The organism is Pseudarthrobacter sp. PvP090 (assembly GCF_040547365.1).
In the GTDB taxonomy this organism is placed as follows: Bacteria; Actinomycetota; Actinomycetes; order Actinomycetales; family Micrococcaceae; genus Arthrobacter.
Window position 1 is genome coordinate 37,191 of the sequence record NZ_JBEPPO010000003.1, and the last position, 14,699, is coordinate 51,889.

Consider the following 14,699-nt stretch of genomic DNA (forward strand, 5'->3'; position numbering starts at 1 on the left):
AGGGCACTACACATTCCCGTGCATCCATAACTCTTCGATAAAGGCCCGTCCCCGCAGCCGCGGGGGACGGGCCCTGCTGTCTATCCTGAAGGAGTTAGCTGCAGTTCCGGGGAAGCGGGCTACGCCCATCAGCCGTCCGCCGAGCAAGGATTTCCGTGGCAATCGCAGAATACGACGTCGTCATCAAGCGGGATGCCATGAGCGTGTATGACTTCCTTCTTGACGCCCGCAACCTGCCGAGCTGGCGGGCCGGAATCCGCAGCATTGAACTGGCATCGGGCGCTGCGGGCACCAAGGGCGCCGTCTACCGGCAGACCGTTGACGGCACCGGCGGACGCGCCGTCTGCGGAAACATCGAGATCACGGAGGCGCGCCCCGGCGCGGAAATCCAATACAGGATCCTTGACGGGCCGGAGCGCACGCGCGGCGGCTTCTACCTGAGCACGGAAGGCAGGAGCACCCGAGTCCGCCTTGCCGTGGAACGCGAGCCCCGGGGTTTCCTGGCCCGGCTGAAGTCCCCGTTCCGCCGTCGGATGAAGGCGGAGGCCTGCCCGTTGGAGCGTCTCAAGTCCGTACTGGAAGAGCAGGCGGGTCTGTAACAGCAGGGCCGTAACACTGCTGCCGCACACATCTCTTCACGGCGAGTACGGTAATTTTGAGACTGTGCTGATCTCCGACCGCGACATTCGTGCCGAAATTGACTCCCAACGGATCGTTCTGGAGCCGTTTGACCCCGCCATGGTTCAGCCATCGTCGGTTGACGTCCGGATCGACAAGTTCTTCCGGCTCTTCGACAACCACAAGTACGCCCACATCGACCCGGCGGAGGACCAGCCCGAGCTGACCCGCCTGGTGGAGGTTGAGACCGGCGAACCCTTTATCCTGCATCCCGGGGAATTCGTCCTGGGCTCCACGTACGAAACGGTGACGCTTCCCGACGACGTCGCCGCCCGGCTTGAGGGTAAGTCCTCGCTGGGCCGACTGGGCCTGCTCACGCACTCGACCGCAGGATTCATCGATCCGGGCTTCTCCGGGCATGTGACGCTCGAACTTTCCAATATGGCGACGCTGCCGATCAAGCTCTGGCCGGGCATGAAAATTGGCCAGTTGTGTTTCTTCCGACTCACCTCCGCCGCCGAGTACCCCTACGGGTCCGGCGAGTACGGCAACCGCTACCAGGGCCAGCGCGGCCCGACGGCGAGCCGCAGCCACATGAACTTCCACCGCACGGACTTGTAGCCTCTGGGCTCCTGACACGGCGATCCAGTGGGTGAGGACGGTTTCTTGGTCTCAAGCTCGTAGCGCAGGATTGTGGCCGTGCCGGGGTGGTGGGGTTTGCGTGGCGGTCAACTGTTCGCAGAGTTCTTCGGTCGCGCAGTGGTCCGTGTGGTTGGCAGCGGGTTCATCCGGATCGGTATGTAGCCGTCGGTGGTGGGGTCGATGTCGCCGCTATTGCTCAGCGCCTGCCTGACCAGGGCGTGGGGCTTCCTGATCCGCGCGGGCAAAGCCAGTGTTGGTCCGGACCTCCCCTGCCAGAGTGGTCGCGGTGTTGGACATGGCCATCCTGATCGCGGTGCGTGAGCAGCTTCGTTCGGTAGGCTTCGTTTTCGCCCTGTCCAGCCTCAGCAGGACCCGGCCGCGGGGTCGAACACGGGTTCCGCGCGGCCAAGCGGCACGGGCCGCGGGCCGGTCAGTGGAATGATCCCCGGGAGCTGGCAGGACCGGCAAAACCGCTCCCGGCCCGGCCGCCACGGGCACCGGTCCCGCTGCATGGACCCCGGCGCCGGCACCAGTGTTGACGGTTCCCCCGGATCACCACGCTCCAGGCCAGGGCCCGGCGGACGCTGAATTCGGAGGCACCGACGGCCGCCCCAACGGCCCGCAGGGACTGGCATGCACGCCCTGACCCTGGCTATGACCGTTTTCGTGAGCCGGGTTGGCCCCTTCGGACCGGCTTTCCCGGCGCAAGCCCCAGCACTCTGTGCGTTGACCGGGGCCGCCGCCACCGCCACAGTGTGGCCGGTTTCACCTGGAACGCGGCGCCAAGGTCGGCCACCGGTGCCGCGTTGATACCGGCCAGCTGCGCGGCCGCGAACCGGATTGGTTGCCGGCGGACTTGGGTTACGCAGCACCTCATCGCCCAGGGCCCTCCCTGCCTTGACCGGCAGCTGTTCTGTGCGTGAGCCATTTGACAACAACCCGGCCCAACCCAGTGTTCACATCACCGTCAGCTTGGTATGCCACGATGCCACCCGGGCGGGCAAGTGCGGTGTGTTGCGGCTGACAGAACATACCCACGTAGCAATGCGAGCAGGGCAGGAAAGACTGCAATAACAAGGGAGTACCGCATACTCGGGCATCCGAAGGTGCCTCGGCCTAACGTTCAACCAGCATACAAGTCGTGTGTAGAGCGTTGAGCAGAACATATCGCTGACGTGCCCCGCTCAGGACGCAACTAGCGATGGTGTTCAAAGCAATTCCTTAGGGGGCAACATGAGCGCTGAAACCATCGATCCATGTACGGAGTCTGCACCGTCACGGCCCAAACCGTCCGATGCCAACCATGGTCCTCACAGCGGGCCTCCACAGCCGATGACGGGCACAAAACTGCTTTTCACCAAAGTGCACGGACTAATGGCACTTCTGCTCCTAGGCGGAGTCGCCGGAGCCGCCATCGGCAAAGGCAGGCATGTCGCTTTTACGCCCCGTACGGTCTCACACCGTGCCTGTCCATTACGTGTGGACTCCTCGGCGGCCCTGCCCGGCCCGGGCTCTGGCGCCGGATCCGTGCAGAACCAATGTTCGGAATGGCGGATGCAGAAGCATGCCGTGGGCGTAACGAAGAGACCGGCATCACCCCATGTCGCCACGTTTTGGCATCTCGTCACAGTGTCTATTACGAGTGCCGCCCTTGTCTTGGGGGGCTCAGTGGCGTTAACTCCCGTGATGGCCCAACTGCTGCCCGGTGGAATCGAGGCTGCCGAAGCCGCCGTCATCCCGGCGGTTCCGGGGGAACTCCGCGTCACCGCAGCGGGCGACTACTCCGGCTCAGCCGCAGCCGCCGGTGTCCTGTCACGAATCGGACAACTCAAACCGGACCTGCATCTGGCTCTGGGCGATCTTTCCTACAGTCCCAACCAAACAGAGCAGTCCTGGTGCGATTTCGTGACAGCCCGCACTGGCGCGGGCTTCCCGTTCCAGCTGGTATCGGGCAACCACGAAAGCAACGGACTTAACGGAAACATCAATGATTTTGCCGCATGCTTGCCGAACCAGCTTCCCGGGGCGGTGGGAACTTACGGCCGGCAATACTATGTCGATGTCCCGCAACAGAATCCAATGACACGTTTTGTATTTGTCTCTCCGGGACTTCCTTTTTCCGATGGAACCTGGGACTACTCGGTCGGCAGCCCTCGCTATGACTGGACAGCAGCAGCAATCGACGGAGCCCGGTCCGCGTCCATTCCCTGGGTAGTGGTGGCCATGCACGCGCCGTGTATCTCGATCGGCGCATACGGCTGCATCTCAGGCGCCGACATTACAAACCTGCTTCTCAGCAAGAAAGTGGACCTCGTCCTGAACGGCCATGAACATCATTATCAGCGCAGCAAGCAGCTTTCAGTGGCAACGGGATGCACGGGGCTTCAGGCCGGCGTCTACAACTCATCGTGCGTGCGTGATGGGGACAATTCCCTGGCCAAGGGAGCGGGCTCCGTCTTTACAACCGTCGGGACGGGTGGCGTGCCCCTGCGCGACGTCAATACCGCGGATCCGGAAACACCTTACTTCGCCGCCTATTCCGGCCTCAACCTAAACCCAAGTCACGGCCTGCTGGATATGAGGTTCACCTCCACCACTTTGAATGCAGGATTTGTCGCCACAGACGGCGCGTTCACGGATGCCTTCAGCGTCGCTTCGTCGGGGAGCAATGCGGCCCCAACCGCGTCCTTTACCTCGTCCTGCTCCAATCTCACTTGTGCATTCGACGCTTCGGCGTCCACAGATCCCGACGGCACCATAGCAAGCTATGCCTGGGACTTCGGCGACGGCACCAGCGGCACCGGCCCTTCGCCATCGCACCCCTACGCCACCCCGGGCAGCTACAACGTCAGCCTGACTGTCACTGACAACGGCGGTGCCACGGACGTGGCTACCCACCCAGTCACAACAACAACTGGCGCCGCGCCGCTTGCCCAAGACTCGTTCAACAGGACGGTCAGTAATGGTCTCGGCACCGCGGACACGGGCGGCCCATGGTCCGTGACCGGTAGCACGAGCAATTATTCCGTGTCCAGCGGTGAAGGACGCCTGCGTATCGCCACTGCAGGATCCTCCAATTACGCGTATCTGAGTTCTGTCAGCTCCTCGGCCACCGACTGCTACCTTGAGCTTGCGACCGACAAACCCGCTTCAGGTTCCGGCCTCTATTTCTCGGCTGTCGGGCGAAGGATTGCGGGATCCGGAGAATACCGCGCCAAAGCCCATGTGACATCCACGGGTGCTGTGAATCTGTCGTTGATCAGGACAACGGCCACGGGCGCCGAAACCACCATCCAGAGTGGCCTCACGATCGGTGGCCTGAACTATGCCGTTGGCGATCGCTTGGCAATGCGCCTGCAGGTCACTGGCGCAGGGACCACCACCATCCGCGCCAAAGTCTGGGAAGTGGGGACGGCAGAACCGGCGACCTGGCAACGCTCCGCGACTGACACGACGGCGGCTCTTCAGGCGGCGGGCGGCGTCGGGTTGATGACGTATCTGTCCAGCAGTGGTAACAATGCCCCGATCACCGTGCTGCTGGACAACGTGAGGGCGGCGGCACCGTAGGCGGTTGGGCCCTGGGGAATCGTGGCAAGACGCCCGCCTGGGGCGGATCGATGCCGTGCGCGCGGAAGCGGCGCCGGTATCGGTCGGTTCCACCCAGTTCTTCGTGGTGGCCGTGCGCTCGTTCCTTCGCTTTTGTTTCGTCGAAGGACTGATGCCCACCGCACCAACGTCTAGAGGCCGTCCGCAGTCCGCACCGCGGGCGGTTTCGCCGGCCGGCGCAGCATCGCCACCACCGGCTCAACAAACTTGGCTGCCAGCGGGCCCGTCACGGCCATGATCAGCACATAGGCGGTGGCCAGGGCCGCGAGTTCGGGGGACACCACGCCGGAGGCCACGGCGAGCCCGGCAATGACGATCGAGAACTCCCCGCGCGCGATCAGCGCGGCGCCGGCGCGGAAACGCCCCGGCCGCCCGATCCCGGCGCGCTTGGCCGCCCAGATGCCCGTCATCATCTTGGTGGCGGCGGTGACGATGGCCAGCAGCAGGGCCCAGCCGAGCACGGGCGGGATGGTGGAAGGGTCGGTATTGAGGCCGAAGACCACGAAGAAGATGGCTGCGAAAAGGTCCCGCAACGGCTCCAGGATCCTGGTGGCGCTGTGCGCGGTGGCCCCCGAAATGGCGATGCCGAGCATAAAGGCCCCCACCGCTGCCGACACCTGCATGGCCGAGGCCAGCCCGGCCACCAGTAGCGCCGCCCCGAGCAGGTTGAGCAGGAACACCTCCGAGTTCTCGCTGTGCACGGCCTTGGACACGTGATGCCCGTGGCGCAGTGCCACCAGCAGCACGACGGTGACAACGGCGAGCGAGATCCCGACAGTCTGCAGTCCCACGACGAAGCTGACCCCGGCCAGGGTCGCGGTCAGGACCGGCAGGTAGATGGCCATGGCCAGATCCTCGAACACGAGGATGGAGAGAATCACCGGGGTTTCGCGGTTGCCGATCCGGCCCAGGTCCGTGATCACCTTGGCGGCGATGCCCGACGACGAAATATAGGTGACCCCGCCCATCACCATCGCCCCCACCGCTCCCCACCCCAGCACGAGCGCGAGCAGGGCGCCCGGCAGGAAGTTCAGGACCAGGTCCAGGACGCCAGCCTGCCAGGATCGGCGCAGCCCCGTGACCAGCTCGGCCGCCGTATATTCCAAGCCGAGCATAAGCAGGAGAAGGATGACGCCGATCTCGCTTGAGAGGTGTGCGAACTCGTGCATACCTTCGAGTTTCACAATCCCGCCGGCACCAAAAAACAGTCCGCCGAGGAGATACAGCGGGATAGGGGACATGCCGATCCGCCCCGCCAGCCTCGCCAGCATGCCGAGGCAAAAGACGACGGCCCCGAGTTCAATCAGGGTCAGTGCGAGCGGATCCATGCCGTCAGCCGTTGCGTAGGATGCCGGCCGCCAGGTCGAGGCCTTCTTGCGTTCCTACTGCAACGAGGAGATCGCCCGGGTGCAGGACGAGGTCGGGTCCCGGTGAGGGGACCACCTCACCCTCGCGCATGATGGCGACGATCGAGACGCCACTCCGGGTCCGGATGGCTGCCTTGCCCATCGGCTGGTTGTGGAACGGAGAGCCGGCCGCGATGGAGAACTGCCGGGTGACAATCCCCGGAATCTCGCGGTGGGCTTCCGAAAGCTGCATGGCCAGCCGCTGGCCGCCCAGCAGGTTTCCCAACGCGGCGGCCTCATCGGCGGTCAGCGGGATGGACGCCTGGCAGGTGTCCGGATCGTCCCATGTGGAGACGATCAGTTCGGTTTGGCCTTCGCGGTACTCCACGACGCCGATCCGCCGCCCGGAGGCGGTCATGAAATCCTTGCGCCGGCCCAGTCCCGGCAGGTCCGTTTCATCCACGTTCATTCCTCCAGCCTAGTGGGCAGGAGGGTTTTCCGGGCAGCTTCAGGCCGCGGGGACCACCGCGATGTCGGTCTTGTCCGGGGCCTTGACCGGGAGCAGGAGCAGCAGCCCGGCCAGGAGCACCACCATGATGCCGAGGATGCCCCAGCGCTGGGCCTCGCCGGGCTCCACCAGCGGCGCGGCGACGGCGATGCAGAGCGTGAACAGTGCGGGGGCGAGGAAGCTGACGGCTCGGCCGGTGGTGGCGTACAGGCCAAACAGCTCGCCGGACTCGCCGTGCGGGGCGAGCCGGGCCAAGTAGGCCCGGGAGGAAGACTGCGCCGGCCCCACGAAGAGGCACAGGAACAGGCCGAAGACCCAGAACGTCGTCGTGCCCGCCCAATCCATGCCGAAGAAGGAATGGTTCCCGTTGCCGAGGACAAGGATCATCGAGCCGGCGGTCAGCAGTCCCACGAGTGATCCGGTGATGACCGCCTTCGGCCCGATCCGGTCGTCGAGGAAGCCGCCCAGGACGGCGCCCACGGCGGCGACGACGTTCCCGAAGATCGCGAAGAAGATGACGTCCTTAAGTTCGAAGCCGAACGTTCCGGCGGCGATGATGCCCCCGAACGTGAACACCGCAGCCAGCCCGTCCCGGAACACGGCACTGGCGAGCAGGAAGTAGATGGTGTGCGGGCTGGTCCGGTAGATCGCTTTGACCCGCCGCACCAGCAGGCCGTAGGAGGCGAGGAACCCCAGGCCGGCGCCCCGTCCGGTCGGGGGAAGCTCCGGCACGGCAAACAGTACGGGCAACGCAAAGATGAAGAACCACAAGGCCGAGAACACCGCCACCAGGCGGATGTTCAGGCCGTCCGCCGTCGAGGCGCCGAACCACTCGAAGCTCGGCTGGACGAAGAGCTGGAGCACTATCAGCAGCGCCGCGATCCCACCGAGGTACCCCATGCCCCAGCCGAAGCCGCTCACCTTGCCGATGTTCTTCGGGGTGGAGATCTGGGCGAGCATGGCGTTGTAGTTCACGCCGGCAAACTCGAAGAACACATTCGCCAGCGCAATCAGCGTCACGCCGAGCAGCAGGAACTCCGGACGCGGGAACACGAAAAAGCACAGGGCAGTCAGGAGTGCGACGGCGGCGGTGTTGACCCCCAGCCACAGCTTCCGCCGCCCGCCGGTGTCCGAGCGCTGCCCGGTCACCGGTGCCAGCAGCGCGATGGCGGCGCCGGCGGCGGCCAGTGCGCCGCCCAGGACCGCGGAGGCCTGGTCCTCGCCGCCAAAGGCATTGGAGGTCAGGTACACGGTAAAGACGAACGTGGTCATAACCGCGTTGAAGGCGGCCGAGCCCCAGTCCCACGCTGCCCACGCCAGAATGCGGCCCTTGTGGGTGGCCCGGCTTCCGGATTCCAGTTCCGAGGGGGGACGCGTGGCCTCTGGCGCAGCGGCGGAGTTCATAGCGTGAATATTATCCGGAGTGCGCGCAGGGGCCGACGCGCCAGGCGAAAAGAATTTGTCCACGCTTGGTAAACTGTCCGGACTGAACCTAACGAATGCGCCGCCTGCTCCAACTTTTTGACAATCGAATTCCTGACGTTGCGGAGATACCAGTGATCACAGTCCTTGCCGTGCACTTTGCGGTGGCTGCTGTGGCGCCATTTCTTTTCCGGAAGTTCGGCCGGAATTCGTTCTACGCCCTCGCGGCGGTGCCCGCGGGCTCGTTCGTCTGGCTGCTCCTTCAGCACGGTGCGGTCTATTCCGTCGGGACCGGCACCGCCCCGGCCGAGGTTTTGCCCTGGATCCCCGAGCTGAACATTGAGTTGGCCTTCCGGATGGACGCCCTGGCCTGGGTCATGTCCCTGCTCGTCCTCGGCGTGGGCGCGCTGGTCCTGGTCTACTGCGCCCGCTACTTCAAGGACAAGGACGACTACCTCGGCGGATTCGGCGCCCAGCTGCTGGCCTTCGCCGGGGTGATGTTCGGCCTCGTGACGGCAGATGACCTGCTCCTGATGTTCATCTTCTGGGAACTGACCACTGTCCTGTCCTACCTGCTGATCGGCTTCGCCCGGACCAGGCTCTCGGCGCGGCGGTCCGCCCTGCAGGCCCTCATCGTGACCACCGCCGGCGGCCTGGCCATGCTGGTGGGCCTGATCATCCTCGGTTTCAACGCCGGGACTTACCGGATCTCGACCATCCTCGAGCTGGCGCCCGCCCTCGTCACCGGGCCCGCCGCGGGAGCCGTGGGCGCCGCCGTCGTGCTCATCCTGGTCGGGGCGATCACCAAATCGGCGCTCGTCCCGTTCCACTTCTGGCTCCCCGGCGCCATGGCGGCCCCCACCCCGGTGAGCGCCTACCTGCACGCCGCGGCCATGGTGAAGGCCGGCATCTACCTCGTGGCACGGCTGGCGCCGGGATTCGCGGAGACGGCGTTCTGGCTGCCGGTGGTACTCGGCCTCGGCCTGGCCACGATGCTGGTCGGCGGCTACCGGGCGCTGCGGCAGACGGACATCAAACTCATCCTGGCCTACGGCACGGTCAGCCAGCTCGGCTTCCTGACCATGGTCGTGGGGCTCGGCAAACCCGATGCGGCGCTGGCCGGTCTTGCCCTGCTCCTCGCCCACGGACTGTTCAAGGCCACCCTCTTTCTCGTGGTGGGCATCATCGACCACCAGGCCGGAACGCGTGACATCCGCAAGCTCTCGGGCGTCTACCGTTCCTCCCGCGCCCTCGCCATCGTGGCCGCCATCGGCGCCGCGTCGATGGCCGGCATCCCGCCGCTGGCCGGCTTCGTCGCGAAGGAATCGGTTTTCGAAGCCTTCGTCCACTACAGCACCGACCCCGCCGCCGGCCCGTGGGGGCCGGTGATCCTGACCGGCGTGGTCCTGGGCTCCATCCTGACCTTCGCCTACAGTGCGCGGTTCATGTGGGGCGCCTTCGCTGTCAAACCCGGCGTCGAGACCACCCCGTTCAAACCAATCAAAACGTCCTTCCTGGCCGCCCCCGCCATCCTGAGCCTGCTGACCATCGTCTACGGGCTGTGGCCGGCCCCGGTGGACGGCTGGATCCAGCCCTACGCGGCGCTGTTCGTGCCCGACGGCGAGGACCCGGCGGCCGCCGCCGGGCACCTTGCGCTCTGGCACGGGCTGACCCCGGCCCTGGGACTGACCGCCCTCACCTTCGCCCTCGGCCTGGCCATGTTCTACGGCCGCGACGCGGTCTCCCGGCTCCAGGGGCTGGTCCCCGCCTGGATTGACGGCGACCGCAGCTACCAGCTGACCATCGGTGCGCTGGATGACGCCGCGGTCTGGATCACCGGCCGCACCCAGCGCGGTTCGCTGTACTTCTACCTGTCCGTCATCCTCACCGTGGCGTTCGTTCTGCCGCTGACCGCGCTGGTGCTGGCCAACAAGCCGCTTCCGCAGGACCTCTACTTCATTGACCCGAACTCGCCGCTGCAGATCGTGGTGGGTGCCGGGATTGTGATCGGGGCGCTGGCCGCGGTGAAGGCCAACAAGCGCTTCCTGGCTGTGCTGATGGTGTCCGTCACCGGCTACGGCATTGCGCTGATGTTCGCGCTGCAGGGCGCCCCGGACCTCGCGCTGACCCAGATGCTGGTGGAATCCATCATCCTGGTGGCCTTCGTCCTGGCCATGCGCAGCCTCCCGGCAGAACTGCGCGACCGCACCGGCGGCAAATACCGGGTGGTGCGTGTGATCATCGGTGCCGCCTTCGGCATCACCATGGTGTTTGTCGCCATCTTCGCCCTGGGCGCCCGGGTGGCTGCGCCCGTGTCGCTCGAGTTCCCGAAGCTGGCGTACGAGGGCGGCGGCGGGCTGAATATTGTGAACGTGACCCTGGTCGACATCCGGGCCTGGGATACGTTCGGGGAGATCTCGGTGCTGGCGCTGGCGGCGACCGGCGTTGCCAGCCTGATCTTCGTCCGGGGCCGCGGCGAGGGGATCCGGGCTTCCTCCACCGTGGCCGAGGGGACTGTCGGGCGCCGCAGCCCCGGCGCCGGCCGCGGAAACACCCGCGACGATGCCACATTGGCCATGAGCCGCCGGTTCGCCGCCTCCAGCCGGGACGCGTGGCTCGTCGCCGGCCGGACCATGGCGCCGGAACGCCGTTCCATCATCTTCGAAGTCGTCACGAGGCTGGTCTTCCACTCGATCATCGTTTTCTCCCTCTACCTGCTGCTGGCGGGCCACAACTTTCCGGGCGGCGGCTTCGCCGGCGGCCTCACCGCCGGGCTGGCGCTCACGGTCCGCTACCTGGCCGGCGGCCGCTTTGAGCTGCGCGAAGCCACCCCCATCAGCGCCGGAACCCTGCTGGGCATCGGCCTCGCCACCGCGGCGGCATCGGGTCTGGCGCCGCTGCTGCTGGGCGGCCAGGTGTTCCAGACCGCCATCATCGAGTTCTGGCTGCCGGTCTTCGGCGACGTCAAGTTCGTCACCTCCACGATCTTCGACATCGGCGTGTACACGGTGGTCGTCGGACTGGCGCTGGACGTGCTGCGCAGCCTCGGCGCCGAAATCGACGAACACTTCGAGGAACACCCGGCGGAACCGTCCGAGGACCAGGAAGCCGGCGGGATTCCGGCCGAAACCACAGCCAAGGGGAAAGCATGAGCGTCAACCTGACCCTGCTGACGGTCATGGGAGCCCTCTACGCGTGCGGCATCTACCTGATCCTGGAACGCAGCCTGACCCGGGTCCTGCTGGGCCTGATGCTGCTTGCGAACGCCACCAACCTGCTGATCCTCGCCACCGGCGGCTACGCCGGCCTGGCACCGTTGTACGGCAAGGACACCGGCGCCGGGGAATACAACGATCCGTTGCCGCAGGCGCTGATCCTCACCTCGATCGTGATCTCCTTCGCCGTCACGGCGTTTATGCTCGGCATCATCTACCGGACCTGGGTGCTGGCCCGCGAGGATGAGATCCAGGACGACGCCGAGGACCGCCGTGTCGCGAAGACGCCCAGCTTCGACGTCGAGGACGACTCCGTGATCCCGGTGGAGACCTCCGAATTCCCGCTGACCATGATCGGCTCGGACGGCCAAGCGGTTTCCGATGTTCCCGACGGGGCCGAGGCCACGGTCAAGGTCGCCGACCGCAAGCTGGACGCCGCGGAAGCTGCCTCGGAGGAACAGCCCGGATCCCTGAATGTGACCCCACCCAAGGAAGGAGGCGGACAGTGAACATTGCCAGTTTCGCCCCGCTCGCCGTCCTCCTCCCCATCCTCGGCGCGGCCCTGACCTTCCTGCTGATCCGGCATTCGCGGGCCCAGCGGACCGTGAGCATTGCGCTGCTGTCCCTGACGCTGCTGCTGGAGTGCTGGCTGCTGGCCTCCGTCTGGGACGGCGGAACGGCGGCCGTCAACATCGGCGGCTGGCTCCCGCCGTGGGGCATCGTGATGGTGGTGGACCAGTTCTCCTCGCTGATGCTGGTGGTCTCCTCCTCCGTGAGCCTCGCCGTGCTGATCTACGCGACCGGGCAGGGCATGGCCGACGGCGACCGGGACGCGCCGGTGTCGATTTTCCACCCCACCTACCTGATCCTGGTCGCCGGGGTGTCCAACGCCTTCCTCTCCGGGGACCTGTTCAACCTCTACGTGGGATTCGAAATCCTCCTGACCGCCAGCTACGTGCTGATGACCCTCGGCGGGACGGGGCCGCGGATCCGGGCCGGCGTGACCTACGTGGTGGTCTCCGTGGTGTCCTCGGTGCTGTTCCTGATCGCGATCGCGATGATCTACGGCGCCACCGGCACCATCAACATGGCCGACCTCGCCATCAAGCTCGCGGACCTGGACCAGGGCACGCAGAACCTGCTGCACGTGATGCTGCTCGTGGCATTCGGCATCAAGGCGGCCATTTTCCCGCTATCCTTCTGGCTCCCGGACTCCTACCCGACGGCGCCGGCCCCGGTCACGGCGGTGTTCGCCGGCCTGCTCACCAAGGTGGGCGTCTACGCGATCGTCCGCACCGAAACCCTGCTGTTCCCGGGCGACACCTTCAATACCCCGCTGATGGTCGCCGCCCTGCTGACCATGATCGTGGGAATCCTGGGCGCCCTGGCCCAGAGCGACATCAAACGACTCCTGTCCTTCACCCTGGTCAGCCACATCGGATACATGGTGTTCGGGCTCGCGATGTCCTCGGTGGCCGGGCTGGGCGCCGCCGTTTTCTACGTGGCGCACCACATCACCATCCAGACCAGCCTGTTCCTGGTCACCGGCCTGATTGAACGCCGCGGCGGCAGTTCCTCGATGGACCGCGTCGCCGGGCTCGCGAAGCTGTCCCCGATGCTGGCGGTGCTGTTCTTCGTTCCGGCGATGAACCTGGCCGGCATCCCGCCGTTCTCCGGCTTCCTGGGCAAGCTCGGGCTGCTGCAGGCCGGGGTGCAGCTGGGAACCCCGCTGGCCTACGCCCTGGTGATCGGCGGGGTGCTCACCAGCCTGCTGACCCTGCTGGCCATCGCCCGCGTCTGGAACCGCGCCTTCTGGCGCAAGCCCGAGGACGCCGAACACCCCGATCCGGTCCTTCTGGCCGCCCCCGAGGATTCGGCCACGGGGGACCGGGCCGGCAAGACCAACGTCACCCTGCTGCCGCGGACCATGGTGGGCTCCACCCTCGGCCTGGTCATCTTCGGCGTCGGGCTGACCATTTTTGCCGGTCCGCTGTTCAAGGTGGCGGACCAGTCCGCCGTCGACATGCTGGACCGGAGCTCGTACATCCAGGCGGTCCTCGGTGAGGACGCCCCGGTCCCCGCGATCGCCCAGCCCGAGCCGCGGGTGGTGTCCAAATGAGCCGGAAACGGATCTCGCTGCGGCAGGAACTCCCGCTGCTGGTGTGGCTTGTGATTGTCTGGGGTGCCCTTTGGCGGGACTTCAGCCCCGGGAACCTGCTCTTCGGCGCACTCATCGCCGTCCTCGTGGCCCGGATGTTTTACCTGCCGCCGGTGGAGCTCGGCGGCCGCTTCAACGTGCTCCGGGCGGTTCCGTTCGCCCTGATGTTCCTGGCCAAAGTGGTGGCAGCGAGCTTCCAGGTCCTGTACCTGGCCGTGGCGAGGGGCCCCAGGGTGATCAGCGCCGTCGTCGCCGTCCCGCTCCGGAGCCACTCCGACCTGCTGGTCACCGCGACCGGCCACGTCACCGCGCTGATCCCCGGCTCCCTGGTCGTGGAGGTGGACCGCTCCACGTCCACGCTCTACATCCACGGCATCAACGTCCGCAACGCCGACGACGCCGCGCAGCTGCGCAAGGACGTCCGTGACACGGAAGCCGGGCTGATCAGGATCATGGGCACCAAAGCCGAACTGTCCGCCCTCAACCAGGAGGTGGCGGCATGATGCAGCTGGTCCTGACCGTGACCGCGGTGGTGCTCTCCCTGGCCGCCGGAGGAGCAATCATCCGGATCGCGCGGGGCCCCTCGCTGCTGGACCGGGTGCTGGCCGCGGACGTGCTGCTGGCCATCGTGGGCGCGGCCCTGTGCATCGACATGGCCGCGAACCGGCACCTCAACAACCTCATGCTGCTGGTGGCGGTGTCCCTCATCGGGTTCGTCGGCTCCGTCACGGTCGCCCGCTTCGTTGCCGACCGTCGGGAGAAGCCCCGTGAATCCTGAGACATTTTCCGCCGATGCCGTGATCGACGCAGTTTCGGCGGTGTTTATGGTGGTCGGCGCCCTGATGTCCCTCGCCGCGGCGGTGGGCCTGCTCCGCTTCCCGGACCTCATGACCCGGATGCACGCAGCCACCAAGCCGCAGGTACTGGGACTGTTCCTGCTGCTTTTCGCGCTGGGCCTGCAGATGCGCACGTGGTGGGTCTGGCCGGTACTCGTGGTGGCATGGATCTTCCAGCTGCTCACCGTGCCGGTGTCCGCGCATATGGTCGGCCGGGCAGGTTACCGGACGAAGCACCTGCACCCGGAGCTGCTCAGCACGGACGAACTGGAGGCCGTGGTGCAGCAGGCTGCCGGCAAACGCGGGTTCACCGACGACGACGGCGGCGAGGCCGCCGCCGGTCGGTGA

12 protein-coding genes are annotated in these 14,699 nt (G+C 66.3%); 9 read left to right on the forward strand and 3 right to left on the reverse strand.

Going from position 1 to position 14,699, the window contains the following annotated elements; genetic code table 11:
* The first annotated feature begins 155 nt into the window (after positions 1–155).
* The 3 genes from ABIC21_RS03895 to ABIC21_RS03905 all read left to right on the forward strand — a co-directional run bounded on the left by ABIC21_RS03895 (position 156) and on the right by ABIC21_RS03905 (position 4,827).
* Positions 156–599, forward strand: a complete 444-nt coding sequence (locus tag ABIC21_RS03895; RefSeq protein WP_354349099.1) for an SRPBCC family protein — start codon at positions 156–158, stop codon at positions 597–599.
* Positions 600–663: 64 nt separating this feature from the next.
* Positions 664–1,239: a dCTP deaminase gene (dcd, locus tag ABIC21_RS03900; RefSeq protein ID WP_354349100.1), complete on the forward strand. Its 576-nt coding sequence runs from the start codon at positions 664–666 to the stop codon at positions 1,237–1,239.
* Between the two features lie 1,707 nt (positions 1,240–2,946).
* On the forward strand, positions 2,947–4,827 hold the full coding sequence (locus ABIC21_RS03905; RefSeq protein WP_354349101.1) for a PKD domain-containing protein: 1,881 nt from the start codon (positions 2,947–2,949) through the stop codon (positions 4,825–4,827).
* 170 nt (positions 4,828–4,997) lie between these two features.
* Here the strand turns inward: ABIC21_RS03905 and ABIC21_RS03910 are convergent, their stop codons facing one another.
* The 3 genes from ABIC21_RS03910 to ABIC21_RS03920 are packed head-to-tail and all read right to left on the reverse strand — an operon-like array spanning position 4,998 to position 8,124.
* Positions 4,998–6,194: a cation:proton antiporter gene (locus tag ABIC21_RS03910; RefSeq protein WP_354349102.1), complete on the reverse strand. Its 1,197-nt coding sequence runs from the start codon at positions 6,192–6,194 to the stop codon at positions 4,998–5,000.
* A 4-nt stretch (positions 6,195–6,198) separates the two neighbouring features.
* Positions 6,199–6,681, reverse strand: a complete 483-nt coding sequence (locus ABIC21_RS03915) for a cation:proton antiporter regulatory subunit (RefSeq protein WP_354349103.1) — start codon at positions 6,679–6,681, stop codon at positions 6,199–6,201.
* Positions 6,682–6,720: 39 nt separating this feature from the next.
* A complete protein-coding gene (locus ABIC21_RS03920) occupies positions 6,721–8,124 on the reverse strand; it encodes an MFS transporter (RefSeq protein ID WP_354349104.1) in 1,404 nt (467 codons plus the stop codon).
* Between the two features lie 152 nt (positions 8,125–8,276).
* Between ABIC21_RS03920 and ABIC21_RS03925 the strand changes: the two genes are divergently transcribed.
* Genes ABIC21_RS03925 through mnhG form a run of 6 tightly spaced genes read left to right on the forward strand, consistent with a single transcriptional unit; the run spans position 8,277 to position 14,699 of the window.
* Positions 8,277–11,294: a Na+/H+ antiporter subunit A gene (locus ABIC21_RS03925; RefSeq protein WP_354349105.1), complete on the forward strand. Its 3,018-nt coding sequence runs from the start codon at positions 8,277–8,279 to the stop codon at positions 11,292–11,294.
* Positions 11,291–11,866, forward strand: a complete 576-nt coding sequence (locus tag ABIC21_RS03930) for a Na(+)/H(+) antiporter subunit C (RefSeq protein WP_354349106.1) — start codon at positions 11,291–11,293, stop codon at positions 11,864–11,866. Before ABIC21_RS03925 ends, ABIC21_RS03930 begins: the two co-directional genes overlap by 4 nt.
* Positions 11,863–13,476 carry a Na+/H+ antiporter subunit D gene (locus tag ABIC21_RS03935; RefSeq protein WP_354349107.1) on the forward strand — a complete coding sequence of 538 codons (1,614 nt, stop codon included), beginning with the start codon at positions 11,863–11,865 and terminating at the stop codon, positions 13,474–13,476. The genes ABIC21_RS03930 and ABIC21_RS03935 overlap by 4 nt, the downstream gene beginning before the upstream one ends.
* On the forward strand, positions 13,473–14,018 hold the full coding sequence (locus ABIC21_RS03940; RefSeq protein ID WP_354349108.1) for a Na+/H+ antiporter subunit E: 546 nt from the start codon (positions 13,473–13,475) through the stop codon (positions 14,016–14,018). Before ABIC21_RS03935 ends, ABIC21_RS03940 begins: the two co-directional genes overlap by 4 nt.
* Positions 14,015–14,293, forward strand: a complete 279-nt coding sequence (locus tag ABIC21_RS03945) for an MrpF/PhaF family protein (protein ID WP_354349109.1) — start codon at positions 14,015–14,017, stop codon at positions 14,291–14,293. The genes ABIC21_RS03940 and ABIC21_RS03945 overlap by 4 nt, the downstream gene beginning before the upstream one ends.
* Complete coding sequence (mnhG, locus tag ABIC21_RS03950; protein ID WP_354349110.1) at positions 14,283–14,699, forward strand: monovalent cation/H(+) antiporter subunit G; 417 nt, start codon at positions 14,283–14,285, stop codon at positions 14,697–14,699. The genes ABIC21_RS03945 and mnhG overlap by 11 nt, the downstream gene beginning before the upstream one ends.